This window comes from Skermanella pratensis (assembly GCF_008843145.1).
Taxonomy (GTDB): Bacteria; Pseudomonadota; Alphaproteobacteria; order Azospirillales; family Azospirillaceae; genus Skermanella; species Skermanella pratensis.
In genome coordinates this window covers 5,155,067-5,180,157 of the sequence record NZ_CP030265.1, presented here as the reverse complement: position 1 = coordinate 5,180,157, position 25,091 = coordinate 5,155,067, and the positions used below count along the sequence as shown (strand labels likewise).

The following is a 25,091-nucleotide window of genomic DNA, read 5'->3' as shown; positions in this document are numbered from 1 at the left end:
AGTATCTCCAGAGGAACGAGATCATGGTGAACAGACTATACACCGCCAAGATGGCCCTGATGATTGGTCTGGGCGCCGTCCTGTATCCGACCGATGCCGGCGCCGCCGGGGCCGCCGCTCCGGTAACCGTCACCGCCCCCGAGCCGGACGGCGCCGGCTTGGCGACCGGCACCGACCTGAGGGTGATCCCGCTGCGGGCGGTGGACAACCAGGGCGGCCAGCTCGAACTGCGCGGCCAGGCCGGCCAGCTCCAGTTCCGCGTGCCGGTGGAAGCCGGGGCCGCGGTGCGTGACGCCCGGCTGCGGCTGGTCTACCACACGGCCGACGCCGTCGTGTCCGAACGCTCCAAGATGTGGGTCTACCTGAATCAGCAAGGCATCGCCCAACTGCCGCTGGCCAGCGGCGACGACGCCTTGCGGGCCGACATCGTCCTGCCGCCGGAGCTTCTGGCGTCCGGGCAGAACCTGCTGTCCCTGTGGGTCCAGCAGGAAAACAGCCGGGGGTGCGACGCCGACAGTTCGGCGGCGCTGTGGACCCGGCTAGACCCGGCGAATTCCTACATCGCCCTGGAGACGCTTCATGCCGAGCGCGACTTCACCCTTGCCGGGCTGGCCGATCCGGCCTTCTTCGTGGGGGCCGGCGCCGAGCGGATCGAGCTGCTGACCCCCGTGGGGCGCACCGGGGCCACGCTGAAGGCCGGCGCGCTGGTCGCCCAGGGTTTCTCGCTGCGGCTGCCGGACAGCGGCATCGCGGCGCGCCATCGGACGGCGGAAGCCGGAGCGCTGTCGGGCCGCGACGGCAAGGTGCTGATCGGCACCGTCGAGGCGCTGCGCGGCCTGGAGGCCGGCATCGGCGGACTCGACGGGATCGCCGGACCCCATATCGCCCTGCGCGAGATGCCGGGAGCCGGTCCGCTGCTGATCGTCACCGGACGCGACGATGCCGAGGTCCTGAAGGCGGCCGGCGCCTTCGCCGATCCGTCGGCGGTCCTGCCCGCCGCCGCGGATTGGGAGGTCGGGGCGGTCCGGCAGCCCGAGCGGCGGGTCCGCCCGCTGCAGGAACCCGGCCGCAGCTACCGTTTCCGGGAACTCCAGGCCGTCTCGGGCGGGATCAGCAACGGCACCGAGGCGCGCACCGGCCTGGAACTGAACCTGCCGGCCGACACGCTGCCGGCCGGCGGGCGCAAGATCCTGCTGGAGCTGGACTATTCCTACGCGCCGAACCTGTCGCCCAACTCCGTCGTGAACGTGCTGGTCAACGGCCGCTACGCCTCCATGGTCGCCCTGAACGACCCGAACGGCGCCACCGCCGCGAAGCAGCGGGTCCTGCTGCCGATCGACCGGCTGCGGCCGGGCACCAACACGATCGCCTTCGAGCCGATGATCGGCAGCGACGCCGCCTCCGGCTGCCTGGTCCGTCCGGGCGCCGGCAGGAGCGTCGCGATCTCCGGCGAGTCGGTGATCACGATCCCCGACATGGCGCGGGTCGCCTCGCTGCCGGATCTGCAGCTCTTCGCGTCCGGAGGTTTCCCCTATGCCGGAACTCCGGACGATCGTTCCGGTCCGCGCCGGGAGTTCGAGGTGGTGCTGACCGGCGCCGACGACGGCACCATCGGCGGCGCCTGGACGCTGCTGGCGAAGCTGGCCCGGACGTCTGGCCACCCGATCGGCAACTTCACCATCGGGTCGAGCGCCCGGTACGCGGGCGACGTGCTGATGATCGGCCCGGCCGACGCGCTGGACGGCCGGATGGTCCCCGGCCTGCCGGCGGCGGCGCGAAACGTCCGTGAGGCCCTGCGCCCGGCGCTCGCACCCTTCGAACAGGCGCCGCAGTTCCTGTCGGGGATCTCCTCCGGCAGGGCCGCGGCTCCGATGACCGCCTCCCTGGCCGATCTCCGGATGCTGGAGCAGGCGATCGACTGGACCGCCGAACTGTCCCGGGAGTTCCGCGAGACGCTGTGGCCGGACCGTTACGGACGCGCCGCGGCAAGCCTGTCCGCGATCGACGAGGGCAGCGCGCTGATGGCCGCGTTCGAGAATCCGCTCCGGCCGCAGGGAACCGTGACCCTGATCACCGCGGCGTCCGGCGAGGCGGTGGAGACGGGGATCGCGGCGCTGGTCCGGCCGGCCCTGTGGGACCGCCTGTCCGGCGGCACCGTCGCCTGGAACCCCGGCACCCTGGCGATGCAGTCCTGGGCGGCCGAGGAGAGCTACCGCGTCGGCACCCTCCCGGACAGCTGGAGCCAGCGCATCCTGTTCGTCAACGCTTTGTTCGCCCGCAATCCGGTAGCCTGGACATTCCTCGCCCTGGCCGGTCTGCTGGTGATGACGGTTCTAACCCAGGCCGCGCTGAACAAGCGGAAGGATACCTGAGGCATGCGGGCGATCCTTCTCATCCTGGCGCTGCTGGGCGCCACCGTCGGGGGCGCGGGCGCCGCGTCCGCCGGCGCTCCCCTCCACCGGTCGGAGTGGCAGGCCTTCGTGACCCGCTTCGTCCTGCCGGAGGGGCGGGTGTCCGATACCGGCAACAAGGGCATCAGCCACAGCGAGGGCCAGGGCTACGGCATGGTCATGGCGACCGCCTACGGCGACAGGGAGACCTTCGACCGGCTGTGGCGGTGGACGGCGGCGAACCTGCAGGTCCGCGGCGATCACCTGTTCGCCTGGAAGTGGGAACCCGGGCCGGCCGCGGCGACCGACCTGAACAGCGCGTCCGACGGCGACATCCTTATCGCCTGGGGCTTGCTGCGGGCGGCCGGCACGTGGAACGACGAGGGCTACGCCGCGGCGGCGCTGGCGATCCTGGATGATGTCCGGGACCGCCTGGTCGTCGAGACCTCCCTCGGCAGGGTCCTGCTGCCCGGCCCGGAGGGGTTCGTCCGGGACGGATCGGTCGTGCTCAACCCGTCCTACTGGGTCTTCCCGGCCCTGGAAGCCTTCGCCCGCCGCCATGACGGGGACCTGTGGCGCGCTGTGTCGGACAGCGGCCGGGCGCTGATCCGGCGGGCCCGGTTTGGCGAGGCCGGGCTGCCGCCCGACTGGGTCGAACTGGCCGGCACCGGGATGCGGCTTCCGTCGGGATTCGAGACCGTCTTCGGCTTCAACGCGATCCGCGTGCCGCTTTACGCGATCTGGGGCGGCCTCGACGACGCCGACGCGCTGAACCGGCCGGTCATCTCCTGGTGGAGCGGCCATGACGGCGCGCCCTACATTCCGGCGACGGTCGATCTTGCCACCAATGCCAGGGCGCCCTACGGCCTGTCAGCGGGCGGCCGGGCGGTCAGCGTGCTGACCCGGTTCCGCGGCGACGCGCTGCCCCTGCTGCCGAGCCTCGGCGATGCCGACGACTATTACTCCGCCACGCTCATTCTGCTCACGAAAATCGCTTTCTCCGAAAGGTTCATGCGATGAAGTATTTCGCACCGCGCACCGCGTCCGCCCTCGCGGCGCTGCTGCTGGCCGCCGCTCCCGCCGTCTTCTCCGCGCCGGCCGGCGCCCAGCAGGACAACCGGTACCGCGCCATGCGCCAGGGGGTCACCGTCGACCTGACGGTCGAGCGCGCCGGCCCCGCCGACGATTCCATCCAGGGGCCGGAGGCCGGCGCGGAGGTCGACGTCTCGCTGCTGCGGGCCTACGCCTCGCGCTTCGACTACCAGCGGGTGGACGACGAGATCCGCCGCCTGAAAGCGCTGCACCCGGGCTGGTCGCCGCCGACCGAACTGTTCGCGCCGAAGGCGGCGGCGGTGGACGAGCGCGGGCTGTGGGCCAGCTGGGAGCGCGGCGACCTGGCGGCGGTGGACCGCGAGACCGCGATCCTGCGCAGCCTGAATCCCGGCTGGACGCCGCCGGCCCGCCTGACCGAGCTGGTGGATGCCCGGCGGACGCGCGACGCGGTCGCGGCCGCGAGCGGCGCCGGTGACTGGGGCACCATCGTGAGGCTGGCCGCCGGCAAGCCCGGGCTGTTCACCTGCCGCCATGTCGAGAACCTTTGGGATCTGGCCGAGGCGCAGTTCAAGACCGGTGACGCCAAGGCCGCCTATGCGACCTACAGCGACGCCATGGCGACCTGCCAGACCGCCGACCTGCGCCTGTCCACCCTGCAGAAGGCGCTCGCCAACCGGGACACGGCGGCGCTGAAGGCGCTGATCGAGCGGGAGGCGGCGTCGCCGAGATCGGCCGAGCAGCAGGCCCGCTTCGCCGCCATCCTGAAGGATTTCGGCGGCGGGAACGGGGCCGGCGGCGGGCCGGCGGCGGAGGCGCGGGACAGGCTGGGCGAGGCGCTGGGCCGGCTCGCCAAGGGACGGTCGGATGCGGCCGAACTGGACTGGATCGGCCGGACCGCCCGCGACCGGCGGGATGCGCGCGCCGCCCAGGCGCTCGGCTGGCATCACTTCAACGCGAAGAGGTGGGACGAGGCCGGAACCTGGTTCAAGACGGCGCTGGACTGGAAGCCTTCCGGCAAGGACGGGGCCAAGGCGGCGGAGGGGCTGGTCTTCGCCTACCAGAAGCTCGGCCGCGCCGAGGACGCCCGGGCGCTCGCCGCGGCCTGGGCCGACAAGGCGCCGAAGCTGAAGCAGGTGCTGGAGGGCGGGGGCGGTTCCGCCGCCGCCGCGGCCTTCAAGGCGGGCGAGTACGCGACAGTGCTGAGCCTTACCGAACCCGGCCGCGGTCGGGAAGCGGCGACCGGCCAGAGCCTGCGCGGCTGGACCCTGATGAAGCTGAACCGCCATGCCGAGGCGGCCCGCGCCTTCGAGGCCGCCCTGAAGCAGGCCGGCTCCGACCCGGCCCGGACGTCCGACGCGGCGCAGGGGTTGGCTCTGGCGAAGAACGCCCAGGGCCTGTCGCGCGAAGCCCGCGCGGTCGTCGAGGCCCATGCGGTGGCTCCGGAGAAGTCCGCGACGTTGGATGCAGGCATCCTGAGCCAGGACGCGCTGGCCGCGTTCAACCGGGGCCTTTACGGCGAGACGCTGCGGCTGGTCGCCCAGGTCAAGCGGCTCACCCCGGAGGACCGGTCGCTCGCCATGATCGAGGCCTGGAGCTTGTACAAGAGCAACCGCTTCGCCGAGGCCGAGACCGCCTTCCGTCGCCTCGCCGACGTCTATGGCAGCGCCGAGGCGAAAGAGGGATTGCGGCTGGCGACGGCGCAGGTCAACCGGCGTTGGGACTGAGCGGCTGGGAGGGGCAGTCAGGCGTTCGGAAAGCGGATCAGGCCGGCTCGGCGTATTCGACCTGATCCGCATCGACGGCGTGGACCTGGCCGGACGGGTCCTCGACCAGCGCCCATCCTTCGAAAAGCTCGACCAGGACGACGGGAGTGGAGACGTTGGGCACCCAAACGAGTTTCCGGTCGGCCGGGCTGACCGTGGAGACCGTGGTCGTCGGACCGGATTTTTCCATAAGCGCAGAATACATTCCAAATGTGCCTGAAAGCCATGCCACACCCTCTTCCTAACAAACTCATTCGGGTGAGGTTCAATCGATTAGGTAACCCCGATCGCGCAGCCTGTTTTTGTCACATAGGCCTTCCGAGTACCGGGCTTCATGGAAAAAGGTGCATATCCCCTGTGTCGATGCGCTGGGGGATGGCGGAGGCGGATGGGAATCGAACCCACCGCACGCTTGGGGCGTGCCGCTGGTTTTGAAGACCAGGAGGGCCACCAGACCCTTGTCGCCTCCGGCGTGACATGTTCCGACGAGCACATGCGAACCGATTTGACGATTTCAAGGGTTCATTGGTTCGGCCTCATCTGGCCGCCTGGTGGACAAGGAGATGTCCTCGTCGACCAAGCACCCGTGCGGGCGATCACGGTAGCGGATGGCTCCCCGCTACTCGGATACCAGCCTGAAAACGAACTGGTCCATGAGATGGACCAGATTGTGCGGGCCAAAGGCCTTGTAGCGCATGTCGCGGATCAGCGTCTGGAGCACGGACTTGCCATCCGAGCCAAGCCTCTGGTTCAGGTATCTGTCGACCGCAGCGTCGAACTTGGTTCTGTCGTAGATGTACGGCCTGTCCATGCCGAGCGAAGCATCGTAGACGATGATCGACTTGCCTTTCGCATAATCCGCCAGGAACTCGAACGCGAGAAGGATGGCTACGCGCTCATTGATGTCGATGATTTCTTTGGAAGAGGGTACTGAGCCACCTGACAACCTTGCTGCTCTCAGGTCGGCCTCCCGGTAGGCTGCGGACACCGGTTTGACCTTCCTGATCCAGAACATCAGGTAGGCGATCAGACGGGCCGGGCGAACACCCTTCGTTTCGTCCAGTTTGATCCGGTCAAAGTCCCGAAACCAGTTCACAGCGATGTCGAGGAAGAGCTGCCTCGACAGATTGGCCCGAATTTCCATGCGCTCGCTAAGCAGTTTGCCCGTGGCGCGCTGAAGATTTATCGCGAGATCCATGGCTTTCGCCGGGTCCGAGCATAGCGGAGACGTCATTCCGGCAAACCGATCAGTCGAGCAGGCTGTTTATTTTTTCTGCGACGGTGAGGTTTCCCGCAGCGACACGCCTGGTGACATCGATGATGCTATCGACCGCCACGCCGGCGTTTTCGTTGCTGTTCTGGGAAGTGGCATTGAGTTCCATCACCTGGATGGATTCATCCCGCTCAGCTTGATCGGGATCCCATGGTTCCATACCATTGTCGATCAAAGCGAAATCCCTGCTGCCGGGCTTGTCCACGACTGGCACGGTCATTCCATCACCTTCATCCCGTTCGAGCATACGCGAGAGAGCATCTCTTTCAGGATTGTCAATATTGACGTGCGTGAAGCCGGGCTCTCGTTCGGAGCCTGTCCCACAAGATGCCGGATACTGTTTACCGTCGCGCGCAATTGCAAGGGAAATCTACTTAAATAAGGAGAAAGTCGATCATCGGCATGCGTCGTGGTGCGCTTATCCGATGGAACGAGGGGCGGTCCGGCGAAACCACGCGTCGAAGCCGTCGCAGGTGATCTCGGGGAACTCCCGTGGGCTCATGAGGATCGGATGTTCCACGTAGGATCGATGACCAAAGCAAGTGAGGGTGGGGCCAGGGTCCGCCGACGAACCTGATCCCCGCGTCATGCGGTGAGCGGGTGTCCAGGTTCATCGGCGTCCATCCGTGGCCGGAAAGTTCCCGGCCGCCGGGTCAGGGGGCTTCCAGGCTCTTCGACGCGATCTCGAACACGTCGCGGGACAGGCCGGGCGTGGCGACGATGCGTTCCAGTTCGGCGCGCATCAGGGCTTGGCGCCGCGGGTCGTATTTGCGCCAGCGGGCGAACATCTTGACCATGCGCGACGCCACCTGGGGGTTGAGGCCGTTCAGCGTCAGGACCTGGTCGGCCAGGAACTTGTAGCCGCCGCCGCCCGCGTCGTGGAAACGCACCGGGTTGCCGCCGGCGAAGCCGCCGATCAGGGCGTAGACCTTGTTCGGGTTGCGGATCTCGAAGGCGGGGTGGCCTAGCAGGGCCTTGACCTCGTCCAGCGTCTCCGGCCGTTCCGACATGGCCTGGATCGAGAACCACTTGTCCATCACCAGCGGCTCGTCCTTCCACAGGTCGTAGAAGCGATGGAGCGCCGCTTCGCGCTGGAGCAGGCGGGTGTCGTTCAGCAGGCCCAGCGCCGCGATCACGTCGGTCATGGCGTGGGCGTTGTGGAACTGGCCGACGCATATCTCGACCGTCTCGGCGTCTTCCAGCGCCATCAGGTATCCCAGCGCCAGGTTCTTCAGGGCGCGCCGGCCGATCGCGGCGGCGTCGATCGAAAAGGGCTCGTTGCCGCCCGCGCGGTACGCGGCCAGGAGGTCGTCGCGCAGCCGCCCGGCTATGGCGCGCTTGGCGAACTTGCGCACCTCGTGGATGCCGTCCACGTCGATCACCGGCATCTGCTGGCCGAGATAGCCTTCGGACGGCAGGGTAAGGGCCTGCGCCGCGAAGGCGGGGTCGAGGTCCGGGTCCTTGAGGATCCGGGAGAAGGCGTCGATGAAGCCGGGCGACAGATCGAGCGGGCGGTTTTCCGCCCCGTCGGCGACCAGGTCGAGCAGCAGCCGGGTCGCCAGGGTCTGGCCCGCCTCCCAGCGGTTGAAGGCGTCACCGTCATGCGCCATCAGGAAGGTCAGGTCGTCGTCGGTGTAGGGCGCGCGCAGCTTGACCGGGGCGGAGAAGCCCCGCAGCAGCGACGGCACCGGCCGGTGCGGCACGTCGATGAACTCGAAGACCTGCTCGGGCTCGGTCACGTCGAGCACGCGCGAGGTGCCGGAGGGCGCCGGCTCCCCCGCGAGGCGCAGGGGGATGTCGGCGCCCGATGGGTCTAGCAGGCCGAGGGCCAGCGGGATGTGGAACGGCAGCTTGGTCGGCTGGCCCGGCGTCGGCGGGCAGGACTGCCGCACCGTCAGGCGGTAAGAGCGCGCGGCGGCGTCGTACTCCCCGGTCACGGCCAGCTCCGGCGTTCCGGCCTGGGAGTACCAGCGGCGGAACCGGCCCAGGTCCTTGCCCGTGGCGTCCTCCATCGCGGCGACGAAGTCGTCGCAGGTGACGGCCTGCCCGTCGTGGCGCTCGAAGTAGAGGTCCATGCCCTTGCGGAAGCCATCGGCCCCCAGCAGCGTGTGGATCATGCGCACGACCTCGGCGCCCTTCTCGTAGACCGTGGTCGTGTAGAAATTGTTGATCTCGATATAGCTGTCGGGGCGCACCGGGTGCGCCATGGGGCCGCTGTCCTCGGGGAACTGGGAGGATCGTAGGCGCTGCACGTCGGCGATCCGCTTGACCGGACGGGAATGCATGTCGGAGGAGAATTCCTGGTCGCGGAACACGGTCAGCCCCTCCTTGAGGCTGAGCTGGAACCAGTCGCGGCAGGTCACCCGGTTGCCGGTCCAATTGTGGAAATACTCGTGCGCGACCACCGCCTCGACGCCCAGGAAGTCGGAGTCGGTCGCGGTCTCCGGCTTGGCCAGCACGTATTTGGTGTTGAAGACGTTGAGGCCCTTGTTCTCCATGGCCCCCATGTTGAAGTCGCCGACCGCGACGATCATGAAGATGTCCAGGTCGTATTCCAGCCCGAACACCTCCTCGTCCCAGGCCATCGACTTCTTCAGCGAGGCCATGGCGTGGCCGCACTTGTCCTGGTTGCCCGGCTCCACATAGATCCGCAGGGTCACGGTCCGGCCGGAGCGGGTGACATAGCTGTCCTCCACATGGACCAGCACGCCGGCGACCAGCGCGAACAGGTAGGAGGGCTTGGCGAAGGGGTCTTCCCAGGTGACGGCGTGGCGGCCGTCCGCTTCCATCTTCGAGGACGCGACCAGGTTGCCGTTGGACAGCATGACGGGATACTTAAGGGCGTCGGCGGTGATGGTGGTGCGGTAGCGCGCCATCACGTCGGGACGGTCGAGGAAATAGGTGATCTTTCGGAAACCCTCGGCCTCGCACTGGGTGCAGAAATTGCCGCTGGTCCGGTACAGGCCGGACAGGGAGGTGTTCTCCTGCGGCTTCAGCTCGGTTACCACCTCCAGGGAGAAGGATTCCGGCGGGTCGGGGATGGTCAGGCTCTCCGGTCCGAACGAGTATTCCGATGGGTCGAGCGTCCGCCCGTCGAGCGCCACCGAGACCAGGCGCATGTCCTGCCCGTCCAGCACCAACGCGCCGGCGGGGGAGGCGGCATCGGGGTTGGCCCGGAGCGCCAGCGCGGACCGGACCCGCGTCACCTCCTCGCCCAGGTCGAAGGCCAGATCGACCGTGTCGATCAGGTAGGGCGGCGGGGCGTAGTCCTTCAGGTGGATGGCCTGGGGGGTGCTCTTGTCCATGGGAGGTCTCGCGCTTGCTTCCGGTACGGCGGGCCGTAAGGGCATCCTAACAGGGCGAACGGCGTATTGTCGCATGCCGACTGGACGGAGCGCCGCGCTATCCCGAAAGCCGTGCTTTCCGTAACCGCGCCGGCACTGTATAAGTAGAGTTGTGGTTACCACCATCGGACGGATGAGTTTCAGGTCATGACCGCGGCTGACCAGCTTTCGCAGGCGACCGGCACAACGCCGGCGGCGGACCCTGATTCCGATGAGCGCAGCCAGACCTTCAAGTTCGAGCACAAGGTCTTCTCGATGGACGGGGGATACTTCTCCTACGTCAAGAACACCCAGGAAGCGGCGTTCCACATCCCGCTCGGCGACCTCAAGGGGTCGATCGCGATCCCGGTGCTGCGGTCGGAGTTCGACCTGAACCCGGACACCAAGGACGGCAAGCTGCTGGGGATCGTCGAGAAGTCGCTGCGCTACGTGCGGGAGATCCGGCCCAACGACTCGATCCCGCACGAGTTGCTGGACGGCACCGCCTCGTGGACGGTCGAGGAGAAGCACCGAGTCATCGCGCGCAACCGCCTGACCGTGCAGCTGGTGTCCTGGCTGAGCGGCGGCGAGACGCAGGTGGTCGACCTGACCCAGCTGGAGCAGCTGTCCGAGGACCCGCAGACCAAGGCCCGCGTGCAGGAGGCCTTCTCCCGCGCGGCCGAAAAGCTGGGCATCGGCGCGGACCGCAAGCAGGAAGTCGTCGACATGATCGACAAGCTAGCCCGCGAGTTGTCCTATATCGAGGCGCTGCGCGACCGCTATACCCGGGTCCAGTATATCGGCGCGCAGCTCGCCCTTCTGTCGAAGCTCTACAAGCGCGAACCCGGCGTGCGGAACGAAATCTTCCGCATGCAGGTGCTGATCCGGGCGCCGCTGGCCGATTTCGACAGCATGTTCACCCAGGCCGACGCCCAGACCGGCGAGATCCTGGCCGTGCTGCGCAACATCGGCGCGCAGACCAAGTTCATCCGCGAAATGCGCGACGAGTTGCACCACCGGCTGATGCTGTGGGACGAGATGATCAATCCGTGGGCCGCCGTGACGGTCGAGCGGTCTCCCGACATTGAGGCGCTGCTCAAGGACACCTACCGGTTCCTGGCGCGCAACTTCGCGATCAGCAACGACTGGCCGCTGGCCGGGCGGCGGGGACGCTGACGGATTTTCCGGTTCGCAAAAAAGTGTTATGCGGCCCGAAATCGGGCTTGATATGCGGCCCGGATCGGGGCAATATACTGCCCATGTTCGGACCGCATAGGACGGCCCGCCCGGTCAGAGAGTTTCCGCCAGCATGCAGTTCCGCGAGCGCCGCCGCGTCATCCAGGTCATCCGCACCATCTATGACCCCGCCCTCAAGCGCGGACGGTCGGAAGTGGTCGGCAAGATCGACAAGGACGCCCCTGTCATCCCGGAGAAACTGCGCAGGGCCTGCACCCAGGCCGAAGTGGCGGAAATCGAAACCTGGCTTGCCGAACGGGAAACCGCCTTGCGGACCGAAACGATCCGGGACGACACCGGCACCCTCGCGGAGCGGATGCGCCGAGCGGCAGACTACTTCCGGCATCACGCCACCGGTTCCGAAGGCGATGAGCAGGCTGCCGTCCATGCGGCGGACATCCGGCTCGCCTGGGAGGACCTCAAGAAAGCCATGCGCAAAGCGGGATACACTGAATCCAGGCTGGCGGAAGAACAAAAAGAAAGGAGTTCGCCATGACCACCCAGCAATTCGCTTCCCAAGTTCTCACCTCCGTGCGCGACTGCCGCCGCGGCTTCGACCGGGTGGAGCTCGGCCTGGAGATCGCCCTGGCGCTGAGCGCCGGCCTTCTGCTCCTGGTGCTGTTCGCGAGTCCGTGACCGGGACCGGGCCGTTCCCGGCGCGGGTCAGTCCCGTTTCTGGTCCGGGTCCGGGGCGAGCCGGTCGAGATGCTGCCGGATGTGGGCGGCTTCCGCCGCGGTGTTGGCCAGCGCGATGGCTTGGCCGAAGGCGCAGCGGGCATCATCGGCGCGGCCGAGCTGCATCAGGAGCGCGCCTTTGACCCCGAAGAAGTGGAAATAGCCGGACAGCCGGGGCTCCAGCGGCCCGATCAGGGCGAGGGCGGCCTCCGGGCCAAGGGTCTTGGCGACCGCGACGGACCGGTTGAGCGTCACGACCGGCGACGGCTGAAGCCGCTCGAGCGTGGCGTAGAGCAGGTCGATCTGCGCCCAGTCCGTCTCCTCGGGCCGGGAGGCCCGGGCATGGAGCGCCGCGATGGCGGCCTGGACCTGGTAGGGGCCGGTCCGCCGGTGGCGCATCGCCTTGTCGATCAGGGCCAGACCCTCGGCGATCATCTCCCGGTTCCAGAGGGTGCGGACCTGGTCCTCCAGCAGCACGACGCCGCCCGCGGCGTCGAACCGCGCCGGCGCGCGGGAGTGCTGGAGCAGCAGCAGGGCCGTCAGCCCCATGATCTCGGGTTCGGCGGGGAACAGCCGCAGCAGCAGCCGGGCGAGCCGGATCGCCTCGTCGCACAGGGGTGCCCGCCGGGACGTGTCGTCGCCGGCGGCGGAATATCCTTCGTTGAACACCAGGTAGATCATGGCGGACACGGCGGCGAGGCGTTCCGCGCGCTCGACCGGGCCCGGCGCCTCGAACGGCACGTCGGCCCCCGCGATGCGGGCCTTCGCCCGGGTGATCCGCTGCTCCATGGCGCTCTCGCCGACCAGGAAGGCGCGGGCGATCCGCCGGACCGGCAGGCCGGAGACGATGCGCAGCGCCAGCGCGATCTGCTGGGTCGCGGGCAGGCCGGGATGGCAGCAGATGAACAGGAGCCTGAGCACGTCGTCGCGGTAGTGGGACCCGTCCAGGCGCTCGGCCATGGCGGACTCGGTGTCCTCCAGGTCCGAGATCAGTTCGTCGGGCGGCAGCGGCTGCCGCCTCGCCCGGTGGCGCACCTGGTCGATCGCGGCGTTCCGCCCGACAAAGATCAGCCAGGCCGCGGGATCGCGCGGCGGGCCGTTGCGCGGCCAGTTCCCGAGCGCGCGCAGGCAGGCTTCCTGGAATGCTTCCTCGGCGGCGTCGAGGTCGCGGAAATAGCGGAGCAGCGCCCCGAGCGCCTGGGGGCGCGCCGCGGTCAGCGCCGCATCGATCCAGGCGAGGTCCGTCATGCCCCGAGGTCCCCCGGCCGGAAGACGGCCAGCGGGCGGATCTCATAGGCGCCGGAGGAACTGCTGGCGCGCGCCAGGTCGCCTGCGGTCCCGATCGCCTGGTCCAGCGATTCGCACTCGACGATGTAGAACCCCAGGAGCTGTTCCTTGGTCTCGGCGAAGGGGCCGTCGATCACCAGGGGCTCGGCGCCCTTGCGAACCGTCGTCGCCGCTGTCGTGGGCAGCAGGCGCGCGACCGGTCCCAGACGCCCCTCGGCGGCGAGCTTCCGCTGGACCACCCCGAGCCGGGCCATGGCGGCGGCGTCCTGCTCCTTCGTCCAGGAACAGACGACGTCTTCTGAATCGTAGCAAAGGATGGCGTAGAGCATCTCGGGTCCTTTCGCGGTCCTGCAACCAAGGACGGACGATTATGCCCGTGGCCGACAGGGCGCGGCGAAAAAACGTTCGGTGCGGCTTGATCCGCCATCACGCGACTGTCGGCAGGAAATTGCCTCATGGTGGTTGCGGATTTCTTCCGTGCGGTCCCGGGGATCACGCATCGGTGTGGAACTGGTCGGCGTCGGCGTGTAGAATGCCGGCGGACTATGGAGTTGAAGATGAGCGATGGTGGTAGGGTCACACGTTTGGCTGTCAGCACCTTGAGCCTGGGGCAAAAGGTCGACAAGATTCTGCAGGTCCAGGCGGAGCACACCCAGACCCTGAACGAGCACACCAGGATACTGGATGAGCATACCAGGATACTCGATGAGCACACCACGACCCTGAACGAGCACACCAGGATCCTGGGAGAGCATACCAGGACCTTGGGAGAGCATGGCGAGATCCTGGCGACGCACACCAAGCAGTTGACCAATCTCGAAAACGGACAGGCCGCGCTGCTCGAAAACCAGTTCCATATGAACCGGAGCCTCGATGCGATCCTGGCTCATCTCGGGATACTGAAGCAGGCCTGAACTCCCCGGCCACGTCCTATTGCTTCAATCTTTTCGCATGAAGGCATCGACCGACCGCTCGATGTCATGGATCGTGTAGGGCTTTCGAATCCTGGGATAGTCCGCGAGATTCGCCGGGACGCCGAGGCCGCGGTCGTAGCCGGAGGCGAAGACCAGGGCGATGCCCCGGGCATTTAGGACTTCCGCGATGGGGTAGACCAGTTCGCCGGCCACGTTGATGTCGAGGATGGCCCCGTCCAGGGGCTCTTCCCGGGCCAGGACCAGGCCGCGCGCGACTTTGGCGACGGGACCGACCACTTCGCAGCCCAGCGACAGCAGCATGTCCTCCAGATCCATGGCGACGAGGGTCTCGTCCTCCACCACGAGGATGCGGCGCGCGGCTTTCGGGGCGTGGGGCGGTGTCGTCGCGGAGATCGGCATGGCCCGGGTCGATGAGGGTGCTGAATACTCTCTTAACCTTAACCTACCGGGCGGTCAGGGGAAAGGGAGCACCCGCTCGGCCGGAAGGCGGACCGTCACCCGGGTGCCGGCGTCCAGGTGGCTGTCGACCGACAGGAGGCCGCCGTGCAGGTCGACCAGGGTGCGTACGATCGACAGCCCCAGCCCGGACCCGCTCTCGCCCGTCCGGCCCGCGTTGCTCGCTTGGCTGAACGGTTCGAGGACGGTGGCGAGTTCCGCCGAGGGGATGCCGATGCCGGTGTCGGCGACGACGAGCGCCAGCCCGCCGGCACCGTCGGGCGCTGCGGACAGCTCGACCCGTCCTCCCGGTGGCGTGTATTTGACCGCGTTGCCCAGCAGATTGACCAATACCTGGGTCAGCGCCATCTCGTCGCCCCGGACCCGCATGGGCCGGTCCATCCTGAGGGTCAGGGAAATGCCTTTCCTGGACGGCCGGTCGCCGAGCAGCTGGATCGCTCCCGTCGCCAGCGCCGACAGGTCGATCTCCTTCTCGGTGAGCACATAGCGGCCGGTTTCGGTCTTGGCGAGATCGAGGATTCCGTCTATCAGGCTCAGCAGATGACGCCCGCTGGTTTCGATGTCGCGACAATAATCATGGTAGCGGGGAGAACCCAGGGGTCCGAAATACTCCGCCCGCATCACGTCGGCGAAGCCGATCACCGCGGTCAGCGGAGTCCGCAGCTCGTGGCTGACCAGAGCGAGGAAATCGGATTTGGCGCGGCTGGCCGCCTCCGCTTCGGCGCGGGCGCTTTCCAGCGCCTCGCTCGCCTCGGCGAGTTCCCGCTCGCGCGCAAGGCGCGCGGTCACGTCGACGCCGATCCCCCATCCGCCGGGATAATCGGCGATGGGGAAATCGCGTGCGATGCAGGAGATCGCGATGGTACGCACCTGGCCGTCCCTGCAGGTGATCCGCCGTTCCCAGTCGCGGCAGCACAGGTCGGCGCGGCGGAAGGCGGCGGCTGTCGCCCGCCGATAGTCGGGGTCCGGCAGAAGCTGCGACAATAGCTGCGGGTTGCCGATCGCCTCCGCGGCGCTGTAGCCGGTGATCCGCTCGGCCTCCCGGTTCCAGAGGGCGAGCCGTCCCTCCTCGTCCAGGGCCGCCACCAGCACCGGCATGTTCTCCAGCATGACGAGGAGGCGTGCCTGATCCTGACGCAGGACGACCTCGGCGCGCGCGGCGACGCCGATATGCCTGATCAGCGCGTGAAGCAGCACCGAGGTGATCAGGATGAAGGTCAGGCCCTTGACGGTCTGCCACAGGGAAAGAGCCAGGGACGCGGCGTTGCCGAACAGCAGGTTGAGCAGACCGTCGGACAGCAGGATCCAGAAGCCCGCGGCCAGGGCGTAGACGATGGTCACGTTGATCGCCCGGCGCCGTCCGGCCCGGTCGTCCGTGCGGTCGCCGGCCTGACCATCGGTATGGTTGGGAGCGGCTGGGGAGCGCCTTACGGTGAGCATATCCCAGTATGCATATGCTCATGCCCTTTTGGTAATAGGATACTCTATATACTTTAGGACATGGGCGGCGTCGAGGGAATCTCCTGCTTCGGGCCGGCGCGGCACGCCGTCATCCGCGCATTAAAAAACCCGGGCTCGAAAGCCCGGGTTCTTCAGGCGTCCCCCGGGGAGGGGACGCTCGGTCCAGCCTGTTTATTCGCGGTTGCCGAAGAGCGACAGCAGCATCGTGAACAGGTTGATGAAGTTCAGGTACAGCGACAAGGCGCCCATCAGGGCCATCTTGCCGAGCGACTCGGAGCCGTAGCTCTCGCTGTACTCTTCCTTGATGCGCTGTGTGTCGTAGGCGGTCAGGCCGGTGAAGACCAGCACGCCGATGACCGACACGGCGAACTGCAGGGCGGTCGAGCCGATGAAGATGTTGACCACGCTCGCGATGATGATGCCGATCAGGCCCATCATCAGGAACGAGCCCATCCCCGAGAGGTCACGCTTGGTCGTGTAGCCCCAAAGGCTCATGCCGCCGAAGGTCGCCGCCGTGATGAAGAACACCCGCGCGATGCTTGCGCCGGTGAACACCAGGAAGATGGACGACAGCGACAGGCCCATGACCGCGGCGAAGGCCCAGAAGGTCATCTGCGCCGTCGACATCGACATGGAGTGGATCTTCGCCGACAGGAAGAACACGAATCCGAGCGGGGCCAGCATGACCACCCACTTGAGCGGCGAGCCGTAGAGGGCCTGCGCGAAGGCCGGGTTGGAGGCAGCGAGCATGGCTGTCGCGAAGGCCACCACGCCGGTCACGCCGAGACCAACCATCATGTAGTTGTACACGCTCAGCATGTGCTGACGCAGGCCTTCGTCGTACTGGGCCTGATCGACCGCGCGGCCGGTGGTCGCGTACCGATTGAACATGCCGTTTGCCATGTGATCCTCAATCCGAAAGGTAGATGTCACTTGAGCAAGGATATTGGGGAGCGGCTCGCTCAATTCAACAAAAATCGGATTCTTCGAAAGTTCCTGCCCGAGCGCGCAACCCTTTGACCTGCATCGATTAAATTGGCCGAACCGGCACTACGCGCGAGCCGCTTCTTTAATCCCGGAATTTCGACAGGGGGCCGGCGTTTTCCGTCGTCAGTCGTTTCTCAGCAGCGGTGCCGCCGGCTGGCCGAGCGCCCGCCAGGTGCCGACGAAGCCGAAGGCCAGCGTGATCGCGGTGCAGAGCGCCGCCGTGACCAGCACGGCCGACGGCAGGAAAGTCCATTCCCAGTCCATCACCTGGGTCAGCACCGCCCAGGCGGTGATGGTGCCGATGGCGCCAGCGATCGCCGCGGTGATCAGCCCCAGCAGGCCGTACTCGACCAGGAAGGCCTTCAGCACGTCGGCCCGGGTGGCGCCCAGCACCTTCAGCACAACCGAGTCGTAGACCCGGCGCCGGTGCCCGGCGGCCACCGCGCCGGCGAGAACCAGGGTGCCGGCCAGCAGCGTGATGGCGGCGGTGACCCTGACGGCGGTGCCGATATTGCCGAGCAGCTCGTTGACCGTGTCCAGCGCGTCCTTGACCCGGACCGAGGTGATGTTGGCGAAGCGGTCGGTCACCGCGCGCTGGATCAGCGGTTCCGCCTCCGGTGTGGCGCGGACGGTCGCCAGGAAGGTCTGGGGTGCGCCTTCCAGGATGCCGGGGGAGAAGATCATGGTGAAATTGATGTTCATGGTCGAGAAGTCGATCGCCCGGATGCTGGCGACCTCCGCCGTCAGGTCGCGGCCCAGCACGTTGACCGTCATGCTGTCGCCGAGCTTGAGGCCGAACGCCTCGGCGATGTCGGAATAGATCGAGATCAGCGGCTTGCCCCGGTAGTCCTCCGGCCACCACTGGCCCGCGGTGATCTCGGCGTCGGCCGGCGGGCGCGCCGAATAGGTGATGCCGCGGTCGCCGCGCAGCACCCAGGCGTGCTCCGGGTTGACGATCGCCTGCTCGGCGTCCACGCCCTTGGCCTTGGTGATCCGGCCGCGCAGCATCGGCACCTCCCGCAGGTCGGTGGCGCCGGGCACGCCCAGCACGGTCGCGTTGAACGCCTCCCGCTGGTTCGGCTGGATGTCGATGAAGAAATAGGCCGGAGCGTCCTTCGGGATGCTCTCGTTGACGCGGGCGGAGAAGTTGCCTTCGATCAGGGCGATGGCGACCAGGACGGTCAGGCCCAGTCCGAGCGACAGCACGACGCTGCCGGTCGGGTTGCCCGGCCGGTGCAGGTTTGCGAGCGCCAGCCGGAAACCGGGATGGCGCGGCCGGCCGGCCCGCGCCGCCGCCCAGGTGACGCCCTGGGCCGCCGCCCGGAACGCCAGCAGGGTCAGGAACGCGCCGCCGACGAACCAGGCGGCGAACAGCTTCTCCTGCGCGGTCAGGATCGCGAGTGCCGCCAGCGCGAGCCCGGACAGGACGCCGGCCAGCAGGTAGGCGCCGCGCGGACGTCCGCCCGCCGGCGAGACCACGTCGCGGAACAACGCGCCGGCCGGCACCTCGCGCGCCCTGCCCAGCGGCCACAGGGAGAAGGTCAGGGCGGTCAGGAAGCCGAAGGCGGCGGCTATGGCGAGGCCGCCGGGATAGATCCCGATGCGAGCCGTGATCGGCAGCACGTCGGCCAGCACGGCCGCCGCGACCAGGGGAGCGACCGCGCCGATGACCAGGCCGAGCCCGATTCCGAGCGAGGCGAGAACCAGGATCTGCAGCAGGTAGGCCTGGAACACCAGCGGTCCCGGCGCGCCGACGCATTTCAGCGTCGCGATGGTCGCGACCTTGCCGTCGAGATAGCTGCGCACGGCGTTGCCGACCCCGACGCCGCCGACCAGCAATGCCGTCAGTCCGACCAGCGTCAGGAACAAGGTCAGGCGGGTGATGAAACGCTCGATCTGCGGGGCGGCGTTGGTGAAGTCGCGCACCCGCCAGCTCTGCTCGGGAAAGCGGGCCTGGAGGTCCGCCTGCCACGCCTGGAGGTCGGTGCCGGGGTTCAGGCCGATCCGGTAATGCCAGTAGATCATGCTGCCGGGTTGGATCAGGCCGGTGCTGTCCAGCGCGTCCAGGTCGATCAGCAGGCGCGGACCCAGGGTGAAGCCTCCCCCGCCGGCCCGGTCGGGCTCGCGCAGGATGGTGCCGCGGATCCGGAAGGATGTCTCGCCGACCCGCACCGTGTCGCCGACGGCCACGTCCAGGCGCTGGCCCACGGTCTCCTCGACCACGGCGCCCCAGACGCCGTCCCGCCGGCCGATCGCGTCGGGCAGCGCGCCGCCCTCGCGCAGGGTGAAGTCGCCGTAGAGCGGATAGCTGTCGTCCACCGCCTTCAGCTCCACCAGGGTGGAGCGGGCGCCGTCCTCGCGCCGGGCCATGGCCCGGGCGTCGGCCGCGACCGAGACGCGGCCCTGGCTGTCCAGGTAGGAGCGTTCCGCCTCGCCGATCGGGGTGTAGAGCACGCGCAGCGCCACGTCGCCGCCGAGGATCGCCCTGCCGTCGGCGCGCAGACCCTCGATGATGCCGCCGGACAGCGACTGGACCGTCGCGATGGCCGCGACGCCCAGGGTCAGGCAGGCGAGGAAGATCCGGAAGCCCTTGAGCCCGCCGCGCAGCTCCCGCCGCGCGATGGTCCAGGCGACGGACAGGGTGGACAGGGAAAAGCCGTTCATCACAGGTATCCGGGGTCAGATGCCCGAGGCGCGGACGGGGCGGAGGTCGGCCCTGGCGTCGCCGGCGCTCTCGATCCTGCCGTCGGCGACCCGGACCGCCCGGTCGCAGCGGGCGGCGAGGCTGGTGTCGTGGGTGATCAGCACCAGGGTGGCACCCCGGTTGGCGGCAAGATCGAACATCAGCCTGATGACCTGGGCGCCGGTCTCGCCGTCCAGGTTGCCGGTCGGCTCGTCGGCCAGAAGCAGCGACGGCTCGGCGGCGAAGGCGCGGGCCAGAGCCACGCGCTGCTGCTCGCCGCCCGAGAGCTGCCCGGGATAATGGGTGACCCGGTGCTTCAGCCCGACCGCCTCCAGCCCGGCGCGGGCGCGGTCGAAGGCGTCGGACAGCCCGGCGAACTCCAGAGGGATCGCGACGTTCTCCAGTGCGGTCATGGTCGGTATCAGGTGGAACGCCTGGAACACGATGCCGACATGGTCGCGCCGGAAGCGGGCCAGCCTGTCCTCGTTGAGGGTTCCCAAGTCCGATCCGGCGACCCGGACCAGGCCGCTGGTCGGCCGTTCCAGCCCTGCCATGATCATCATCATGGTCGACTTGCCGGACCCCGAAGGACCGACGACGCTGACCGTCTCGCCGCGCCTCACGGTAAGGTCTATGCCACGCAGGATGTTGACGGGACCGGCGGCACTGTCCAGCTTTAGGTGGACGTCGGCCAGCTCGACGATCAGGTCATCCCGAGAAGCAGCATCGGACTTCGCCATGGGTCTTCCAGACATTCGTGACAGCTCAAGCGGATATGGCACGCGCCACCGGCTTTTCAACGCAGGTGCGAAGACCGCCGCCGCGGCGGCGCTCGCGCTGGTGGCGCTGGTGGCCCTGGCCGCCGTACCGGCCGGGCAGCCCGCGCGCGCCGCGGAGCCGGTCAGGATCCTGGCGCTGGGCGACAGCCTGACCGCCGGCTATGGGTTGCCCGAGCAGGACGGTTTCACCGCGCGGCTCCAGCGGGCGCTGCGCGACAAGGGTTATCAGGCTGACGTCATCAACGCCGGCGTGTCGGGCGACACGACGGCCGGCGGGCGGGCGCGGCTGGAATGGGCCTTGGCCGACCAGCCCCGGGCCGTCGTGGTTGCGCTGGGCGCCAACGACGGGCTGCGCGGCGTCGATCCGGCCTCTACCCGCGAGAACCTGGACGCCATACTGGCAACCCTGAAGGAGCGCGACGTTCCGACCCTGCTCGCCGGCATGTACGCGCCGCCCAACCTGGGTCGCGACTACGGCGAGCGCTTCAATGCGATTTACCCCGAGCTCGCGGCGAAATACGATGTCCCTCTCTACCCCTTCTTTCTGGAAGGGGTGGCGCTCGACCGGAAGCTGAATCAGGAGGATGGCATGCATCCCAATGCCCAGGGCGTGGCGATCATGGTGGACGGCATCCTGCCGCATCTGACCGGGCTGCTCGACGATCTTCCCCGTCCGGACGCCCCGAAGCCGGACATCAGGGGATGAGCGGGATGGACGCCCCCACGGGGGCCCGCTTCGCCGCAGCCTCCGCGACGGGCGAGGACTGGCGCACGACGGTCAAGGCTTGCCTGGGCAAGCTGGGACCGGTCGAAGGCTGCAATCTGGGGTTCCTGTACATCTCGGACGCGCTGGCGGCCGACGCGGTCAGCATCGTGACGCTGATGCGGGGAGTCACGGGCATCAAGGACTGGGTCGGCACGGTCGGCATCGGGGTCTGCGCCACGGGCGAGGAACTGTTCGACCGCCCGGCCATCGCGGTGATGACCGCCCAGCTTCCGCCTGGCAGCTTCCACCTGCCGGCGCCGATCACCGAGAGCATCGAGGGGTTCGAGCCCGAGACGGCGGAATGGCTGAAGACCCACGCCCCGGTCCTGGGACTTGTCCACGGCGATCCGCGCAACCCGCAGACCCACGAGATCATCCCCGAGCTGTCCGACGCGCTGGGAGGATTCCTGGTCGGCGGGCTGACCTCGTCGCGGACCAACTACGGCCAGTTCGGCGGCCGGCCCGGCACGGCGCCGGTGGTCGAGGGCGGCGTGTCCGGCGTCCTGTTTTCCGGCGAGGTGCCGGTCGCGACCGGCCTGACCCAGGGCTGCACGCCGATCGGGCCGATCCACAAGATCACACGGGCCCAGAACAACATCATCGTCGAAATCGACGGCCGGCCCGCGCTGGAGGTCTTCAAGGAGGACATCGGCGAGCTGCTGGCGCGCGACCTTCGCCGGGTCGCCGGCTACATCTTCGCGGCGCTGCCGATCACCGGGTCCGACACCGGCGACTACCTCGTGCGCAACCTGGTCGGCATCGACCCGAACCACGGGTTGATCGCGATCGGCGACATGGTCGAGCCGGGCCGCAGCATCATGTTCGCGCGGCGCGACCGGGCGAGCGCCGAGGCCGACCTGGAGCGCATGCTGGCGATGCTGAAGAAGCGGCTGAAGGGACCGCCGCGCGGCGGCATCTACGTGTCGTGCCTGGCGCGCGGGCCGGCGCTGTTCGGCGACGACAGCGAGGAGCTGAAGGCGATCCGGGACCAGCTGGGCGATTTTCCGCTGGTGGGGTTTTTCGCCAACGGGGAGATTTCCCACAACAGGCTCTACGGCTATACCGGCGTACTCACGCTCTTCCTCTGAAGAAGCCCCGCCGGGGGCCGCGAACCTTCAAGCCTGTCAATCAAGGATCCACATGGAATACCGTCCTTTGGGCCGCACCGACGTGCAGGTCAGCGCGATCTGCCTGGGCACGATGACCTGGGGCCGCCAGAACACCGAGGCCGAGGGCCATGCACAGATGGACTACGCGCTGGAGCGCGGCGTCAATTTCTGGGACACGGCGGAAATGTACGCGATCCCGCCGATCGAGGAGAGCCACGGCTCGACCGAGCGGATCATCGGCTCATGGTTCGCCAGCCGGGGCGGGCGCGACAAGGTCGTGCTGGCGAGCAAGGCGATCGGCCGCGCGCCCGGCGGCTTCGGCTGGGTCCGCGGGGGCAAGGCCCGGCTGGACCGGGAAAACCTGGTGCGCGCGGTCGAGGACAGCCTGACCCGGCTGCGCACCGACTATATCGACCTGTACCAGCTCCACTGGCCCGACCGGACCACCGCCCGCTTCGGCGCCCGTGGCTGGAAGGACGGCGACGACGAGGGTGCTACCCCGATCGAGGAGACCCTGCGGGCGCTGGACGAGCTGGTCCGCTCGGGCAAGATCCGCCATGTCGGCCTGTCCAACGAGACGCCCTGGGGCACCATGGCGTTCCTGCGGCTGGCCGACGAGCTGGGACTGCCCCGGGTGGTCAGCGTCCAGAACGCTTACAACCTGCTGAACCGGACCTACGAGGACGGCTTGGCCGAGGTCTCGATCCGCGAGCGGTGCGGGCTGCTGGCCTATTCGCCGCTGGCGGCGGCGACGCTGACCGGCAAGTACCTGGACGGCCGGATCCCGCCGGGGACCCGCCGCGCGCTGGACCACCGCAAGTCGCGCTACGACACGGTGAACGCCGACGCGGCGGTGCGGGCCTATCAGGACGTGGCGAAGCGCCATGGGCTGGACCCGGCGCAGATGGCGCTGGCCTTCGTCACCCGGCAGCCTTTCGTGACGTCGAACATCATCGGCGCCACGTCGATGGAGCACCTTAAGACGAACATCGATTCGATCGGGATCACCTTGACCGACGCGGTGTTGAAGGAGATCGAGGAGGTCAACGCCCGGTTCCCGAATCCCTGTCCCTGATCCCGATCCTGCGCCTGACACTTACGACACGTTGCCATGATCCGTCTGTTCGTCGCCCTTGAACTGCCCGAAGCCGTCCGCGAGCGTCTGGTCGGCCTGGGTGGCGGCGTGCCCGGCGCCCGCTGGACCGAGCCGGAGAACCTGCACCTGACGGTGCGTTTCGTCGGCGAGGTGGAGAACGGCCTGCTGCCCGACATCGACGCGGCGCTGGGCAGCGTCTCGGCCCCGGCCTTCGACCTCGTCCTGGACGGGGTCGGGCAGTTCGGCAGCGGCAGCCGGTCGCGCGTCCTGTGGGCCGGGGTGGAGCGCAACGACGCCCTTGTCCACCTGAACCAGAAGGTGGAATCGGCACTGGTCCGCGCCGGGCTGCCGCGCGAGGAGCGGCGCTTCAGCCCGCACGTGACCCTGGCCCGCCTGCGCGACGCGCCGCAGGAGCGGGTCGGGCGGTTCATCCAGGATCGCGGCCTGTTCCGCGCCGGACCGATCCGGGTGGAGCACTTCACCCTGTTCGAGAGCCGGCCGGGTAACGGCGGACCGGTCTACGACCCGTTGAGGGAATACCCGCTGGGGTGAGTCGAAAGGGACGCTTTACAAATTGCGGGAGCCTTGGTAACAGACCGGCCATGAACCGTTCGCGCGCCATCAAGACTACCACCCCCAAAACGACCCGCTGCGGCGGGCCGTCGGTCGGTGGTATGCGTTGATCGGTTAGAGACGCTTCATCCACCACGAAGGCCCCGCCGGACACGGACGGGGCCTCGTCGTATCGGGGTTTCGTCCTGCGCTCAGTACGGGCATGCAACAGGACGGAACTTGATCACATGAGCCCCTCTTCGAATTCCTCCCCCCGCCGCGTCGCCATCGTCGGCGCCACCGGCGCCGTCGGCCGCGAAATGGTCAGCGTGCTTCACCGCCGGGCCTTCCCGGTGGCCGAGCTCGGCCTGTTCGCCTCGGAGCGCAGCGCCGGCCGCACGATGGAAACCCCGTTCGGCGTGAAGACGCTGGCCGCCTTCAACCCGGACGTGGTCAAGGGTTACGACATTGTCCTGATGGCGGTATCCGGCGACTTCGCCAAGGAGCACGCGCCGACGCTGGCATCGGCCGGCGCCGTCGTGATCGACAACTCCTCGGCCTTCCGCTACGACCCCGAGATCCCGCTGATCGTGCCGGAGATCAACGCCGGGGCGCTCGGCACCAGCCGGCTGATCGCCAACCCCAACTGCACCACGGCCATCCTGGTGCTGGCGCTGGGTCCGCTGCACCAGGCGTTCGGCCTGAAGCGGGTGATCGTCTCCACCTACCAGGCGACCAGCGGCGCCGGGGCGGAGGGCATGGCCGAGCTGGAGGAGCAGACCCGCAACCAGCTGTCCGGGCGTCCGGTCACCAACAGCTTCTTCCGCCATCCGATCCCGTTCAACGTCATCCCCCAGATCGACGCCTTCCAGGACAACGGCTATACCAAGGAGGAAATGAAGGTGACGTGGGAGAGCCGGAAGATCCTGGGCATCCCCGACCTGCTGGCGAGCTGCACGGCGGTGCGCATCCCCACGTATCGCGCCCATTCCGAGAGCGTCACCATCGAGACCCTGCGCCCGGTGACCGCCGACGCCGCCCGCGCGGTGCTGGCCGAGGCCGCCGGCGTCAAGCTGGTCGACGATCCGGCCAACGGCGTCTATCCGATGCCGCTGACCGCGACCGGCGAGTTCGACGTGGAGGTCGGCCGCATCCGCGCCAACCCGGTGTTCGGCGAAAACGGCCTGGACTTCTTCCTCTGCGGCGACCAGCTGCTCAAGGGCGCGGCGCTGAACGCGGTGCAGATCGCGGAGCTGACGCTCTGAGT

23 protein-coding genes and 1 tRNA gene are annotated in these 25,091 nt (G+C 68.2%); 12 read left to right on the top strand and 12 right to left on the bottom strand.

The annotated features are described in order from the left end of the window. Positions 1-23 precede the first annotated feature (23 nt). The 3 genes from DPR14_RS23865 to DPR14_RS23855 are packed head-to-tail and all read left to right on the top strand — an operon-like array spanning position 24 to position 5,167. The gene (locus DPR14_RS23865; protein WP_192499132.1) at positions 24-2,372 is read left to right on the top strand and encodes a cellulose biosynthesis cyclic di-GMP-binding regulatory protein BcsB; all 2,349 of its coding nucleotides are present in this window, start codon (positions 24-26) and stop codon (positions 2,370-2,372) included. Between the two features lie 3 nt (positions 2,373-2,375). Beyond that, entirely contained in the window at positions 2,376-3,410 is a 1,035-nt protein-coding gene (locus DPR14_RS23860; RefSeq protein WP_158047370.1) for a family 8 glycosyl hydrolase, read from the top strand. Next, complete coding sequence (locus tag DPR14_RS23855) at positions 3,407-5,167, top strand: hypothetical protein (RefSeq protein ID WP_158047369.1); 1,761 nt, start codon at positions 3,407-3,409, stop codon at positions 5,165-5,167. Before DPR14_RS23860 ends, DPR14_RS23855 begins: the two co-directional genes overlap by 4 nt. Positions 5,168-5,204: 37 nt before the next feature. Here the strand turns inward: DPR14_RS23855 and DPR14_RS23850 are convergent, their stop codons facing one another. The 5 genes from DPR14_RS23850 to pepN form a co-directional block, all read right to left on the bottom strand. After that, positions 5,205-5,396: a hypothetical protein gene (locus tag DPR14_RS23850; RefSeq protein ID WP_158047368.1), complete on the bottom strand. Its 192-nt coding sequence runs from the start codon at positions 5,394-5,396 to the stop codon at positions 5,205-5,207. Between the two features lie 186 nt (positions 5,397-5,582). Continuing rightward, positions 5,583-5,675, bottom strand: a tRNA-Sec gene (locus tag DPR14_RS23845). A 150-nt stretch (positions 5,676-5,825) separates the two neighbouring features. Then, positions 5,826-6,404 (bottom strand): hypothetical protein, encoded by a 579-nt coding sequence (locus tag DPR14_RS23840; RefSeq protein ID WP_158047367.1) that lies wholly within the window; start codon positions 6,402-6,404, stop codon positions 5,826-5,828. A gap of 49 nt (positions 6,405-6,453) precedes the next feature. Continuing rightward, a complete protein-coding gene (locus DPR14_RS23835; RefSeq protein ID WP_158047366.1) occupies positions 6,454-6,699 on the bottom strand; it encodes a hypothetical protein in 246 nt (81 codons plus the stop codon). Between the two features lie 433 nt (positions 6,700-7,132). Then, positions 7,133-9,784 carry an aminopeptidase N gene (gene pepN / locus DPR14_RS23830; protein ID WP_158047365.1) on the bottom strand — a complete coding sequence of 884 codons (2,652 nt, stop codon included), beginning with the start codon at positions 9,782-9,784 and terminating at the stop codon, positions 7,133-7,135. A gap of 186 nt (positions 9,785-9,970) precedes the next feature. On the opposite strand from pepN, the gene DPR14_RS23825 reads away from it, so the two are divergent. The 3 genes from DPR14_RS23825 (at position 9,971) to DPR14_RS27565 (ending at position 11,674) form a co-directional block, all read left to right on the top strand. After that, positions 9,971-10,978 carry a hypothetical protein gene (locus DPR14_RS23825; protein ID WP_158047364.1) on the top strand — a complete coding sequence of 336 codons (1,008 nt, stop codon included), beginning with the start codon at positions 9,971-9,973 and terminating at the stop codon, positions 10,976-10,978. 133 nt (positions 10,979-11,111) lie between these two features. Next, positions 11,112-11,534, top strand: coding sequence for a hypothetical protein (locus DPR14_RS23820; protein WP_158047363.1), 423 nt, complete (start codon positions 11,112-11,114; stop codon positions 11,532-11,534). Next, the gene (locus DPR14_RS27565) at positions 11,531-11,674 is read left to right on the top strand and encodes a hypothetical protein (RefSeq protein ID WP_192499131.1); all 144 of its coding nucleotides are present in this window, start codon (positions 11,531-11,533) and stop codon (positions 11,672-11,674) included. Before DPR14_RS23820 ends, DPR14_RS27565 begins: the two co-directional genes overlap by 4 nt. A gap of 27 nt (positions 11,675-11,701) precedes the next feature. On the opposite strand, the gene DPR14_RS23815 is transcribed toward DPR14_RS27565, so the two are convergent. Next, entirely contained in the window at positions 11,702-12,961 is a 1,260-nt protein-coding gene (locus DPR14_RS23815; RefSeq protein ID WP_158047362.1) for an RNA polymerase sigma factor, read from the bottom strand. Continuing rightward, positions 12,958-13,329 (bottom strand): YciI family protein, encoded by a 372-nt coding sequence (locus DPR14_RS23810; protein ID WP_158047361.1) that lies wholly within the window; start codon positions 13,327-13,329, stop codon positions 12,958-12,960. The genes DPR14_RS23815 and DPR14_RS23810 overlap by 4 nt, the downstream gene beginning before the upstream one ends. Positions 13,330-13,557: 228 nt before the next feature. On the opposite strand from DPR14_RS23810, the gene DPR14_RS23805 reads away from it, so the two are divergent. After that, entirely contained in the window at positions 13,558-13,914 is a 357-nt protein-coding gene (locus DPR14_RS23805; RefSeq protein ID WP_158047360.1) for a hypothetical protein, read from the top strand. 24 nt (positions 13,915-13,938) lie between these two features. On the opposite strand, the gene DPR14_RS23800 is transcribed toward DPR14_RS23805, so the two are convergent. From DPR14_RS23800 to DPR14_RS23780, 5 genes are all read right to left on the bottom strand, one after another. After that, entirely contained in the window at positions 13,939-14,334 is a 396-nt protein-coding gene (locus DPR14_RS23800; RefSeq protein ID WP_158047359.1) for a response regulator, read from the bottom strand. A gap of 54 nt (positions 14,335-14,388) precedes the next feature. Continuing rightward, positions 14,389-15,831 (bottom strand): PAS domain-containing sensor histidine kinase, encoded by a 1,443-nt coding sequence (locus tag DPR14_RS23795; RefSeq protein WP_158047358.1) that lies wholly within the window; start codon positions 15,829-15,831, stop codon positions 14,389-14,391. A 192-nt stretch (positions 15,832-16,023) separates the two neighbouring features. Then, positions 16,024-16,755, bottom strand: a complete 732-nt coding sequence (locus tag DPR14_RS23790) for a Bax inhibitor-1/YccA family protein (protein ID WP_158047357.1) — start codon at positions 16,753-16,755, stop codon at positions 16,024-16,026. Between the two features lie 207 nt (positions 16,756-16,962). Next, entirely contained in the window at positions 16,963-19,503 is a 2,541-nt protein-coding gene (locus DPR14_RS23785; protein ID WP_158047356.1) for an ABC transporter permease, read from the bottom strand. A gap of 15 nt (positions 19,504-19,518) precedes the next feature. Continuing rightward, entirely contained in the window at positions 19,519-20,262 is a 744-nt protein-coding gene (locus tag DPR14_RS23780) for an ABC transporter ATP-binding protein (protein WP_158047355.1), read from the bottom strand. Between DPR14_RS23780 and DPR14_RS23775 the strand changes: the two genes are divergently transcribed. From DPR14_RS23775 to DPR14_RS23755, 5 genes are all read left to right on the top strand, one after another. Continuing rightward, positions 20,261-21,007, top strand: coding sequence for an arylesterase (locus DPR14_RS23775; RefSeq protein ID WP_158047354.1), 747 nt, complete (start codon positions 20,261-20,263; stop codon positions 21,005-21,007). The two genes, DPR14_RS23780 and DPR14_RS23775, sit on opposite strands and share 2 nt — an antisense overlap. A gap of 5 nt (positions 21,008-21,012) precedes the next feature. Then, positions 21,013-22,155, top strand: a complete 1,143-nt coding sequence (locus DPR14_RS23770; protein WP_246148544.1) for an FIST signal transduction protein — start codon at positions 21,013-21,015, stop codon at positions 22,153-22,155. 52 nt (positions 22,156-22,207) lie between these two features. After that, positions 22,208-23,251 (top strand): NADP(H)-dependent aldo-keto reductase, encoded by a 1,044-nt coding sequence (locus DPR14_RS23765; protein WP_158047352.1) that lies wholly within the window; start codon positions 22,208-22,210, stop codon positions 23,249-23,251. 36 nt (positions 23,252-23,287) lie between these two features. Beyond that, entirely contained in the window at positions 23,288-23,824 is a 537-nt protein-coding gene (gene thpR / locus DPR14_RS23760; RefSeq protein WP_158047351.1) for an RNA 2',3'-cyclic phosphodiesterase, read from the top strand. 248 nt (positions 23,825-24,072) lie between these two features. After that, positions 24,073-25,089 (top strand): aspartate-semialdehyde dehydrogenase, encoded by a 1,017-nt coding sequence (locus tag DPR14_RS23755; protein WP_158047350.1) that lies wholly within the window; start codon positions 24,073-24,075, stop codon positions 25,087-25,089. Positions 25,090-25,091 lie beyond the last annotated feature (2 nt).

What these genes read in the sequence shown, in the direction of transcription:
- DPR14_RS23865 (WP_192499132.1), top strand. Translation starts at nt 24, where the DNA reads ATGGTGAACAGACTATACACCGCCAAGATGGCCCTGATGATTGGTCTG.
- DPR14_RS23860 (WP_158047370.1), top strand. Translation starts at nt 2,376, where the DNA reads ATGCGGGCGATCCTTCTCATCCTGGCGCTGCTGGGCGCCACCGTCGGG.
- DPR14_RS23855 (WP_158047369.1), top strand. Translation starts at nt 3,407, where the DNA reads ATGAAGTATTTCGCACCGCGCACCGCGTCCGCCCTCGCGGCGCTGCTG.
- DPR14_RS23850 (WP_158047368.1), bottom strand. Translation starts at nt 5,396, where the DNA reads ATGGAAAAATCCGGTCCGACGACCACGGTCTCCACGGTCAGCCCGGCC.
- DPR14_RS23840 (WP_158047367.1), bottom strand. Translation starts at nt 6,404, where the DNA reads ATGGATCTCGCGATAAATCTTCAGCGCGCCACGGGCAAACTGCTTAGC.
- DPR14_RS23835 (WP_158047366.1), bottom strand. Translation starts at nt 6,699, where the DNA reads ATGACCGTGCCAGTCGTGGACAAGCCCGGCAGCAGGGATTTCGCTTTG.
- pepN (WP_158047365.1), bottom strand. Translation starts at nt 9,784, where the DNA reads ATGGACAAGAGCACCCCCCAGGCCATCCACCTGAAGGACTACGCCCCG.
- DPR14_RS23825 (WP_158047364.1), top strand. Translation starts at nt 9,971, where the DNA reads ATGACCGCGGCTGACCAGCTTTCGCAGGCGACCGGCACAACGCCGGCG.
- DPR14_RS23820 (WP_158047363.1), top strand. Translation starts at nt 11,112, where the DNA reads ATGCAGTTCCGCGAGCGCCGCCGCGTCATCCAGGTCATCCGCACCATC.
- DPR14_RS27565 (WP_192499131.1), top strand. Translation starts at nt 11,531, where the DNA reads ATGACCACCCAGCAATTCGCTTCCCAAGTTCTCACCTCCGTGCGCGAC.
- DPR14_RS23815 (WP_158047362.1), bottom strand. Translation starts at nt 12,961, where the DNA reads ATGACGGACCTCGCCTGGATCGATGCGGCGCTGACCGCGGCGCGCCCC.
- DPR14_RS23810 (WP_158047361.1), bottom strand. Translation starts at nt 13,329, where the DNA reads ATGCTCTACGCCATCCTTTGCTACGATTCAGAAGACGTCGTCTGTTCC.
- DPR14_RS23805 (WP_158047360.1), top strand. Translation starts at nt 13,558, where the DNA reads ATGAGCGATGGTGGTAGGGTCACACGTTTGGCTGTCAGCACCTTGAGC.
- DPR14_RS23800 (WP_158047359.1), bottom strand. Translation starts at nt 14,334, where the DNA reads ATGCCGATCTCCGCGACGACACCGCCCCACGCCCCGAAAGCCGCGCGC.
- DPR14_RS23795 (WP_158047358.1), bottom strand. Translation starts at nt 15,831, where the DNA reads ATGCTCACCGTAAGGCGCTCCCCAGCCGCTCCCAACCATACCGATGGT.
- DPR14_RS23790 (WP_158047357.1), bottom strand. Translation starts at nt 16,755, where the DNA reads ATGGCAAACGGCATGTTCAATCGGTACGCGACCACCGGCCGCGCGGTC.
- DPR14_RS23785 (WP_158047356.1), bottom strand. Translation starts at nt 19,503, where the DNA reads ATGAACGGCTTTTCCCTGTCCACCCTGTCCGTCGCCTGGACCATCGCG.
- DPR14_RS23775 (WP_158047354.1), top strand. Translation starts at nt 20,261, where the DNA reads ATGGGTCTTCCAGACATTCGTGACAGCTCAAGCGGATATGGCACGCGC.
- DPR14_RS23780 (WP_158047355.1), bottom strand. Translation starts at nt 20,262, where the DNA reads ATGGCGAAGTCCGATGCTGCTTCTCGGGATGACCTGATCGTCGAGCTG.
- DPR14_RS23770 (WP_246148544.1), top strand. Translation starts at nt 21,013, where the DNA reads ATGGACGCCCCCACGGGGGCCCGCTTCGCCGCAGCCTCCGCGACGGGC.
- DPR14_RS23765 (WP_158047352.1), top strand. Translation starts at nt 22,208, where the DNA reads ATGGAATACCGTCCTTTGGGCCGCACCGACGTGCAGGTCAGCGCGATC.
- thpR (WP_158047351.1), top strand. Translation starts at nt 23,288, where the DNA reads ATGATCCGTCTGTTCGTCGCCCTTGAACTGCCCGAAGCCGTCCGCGAG.
- DPR14_RS23755 (WP_158047350.1), top strand. Translation starts at nt 24,073, where the DNA reads ATGAGCCCCTCTTCGAATTCCTCCCCCCGCCGCGTCGCCATCGTCGGC.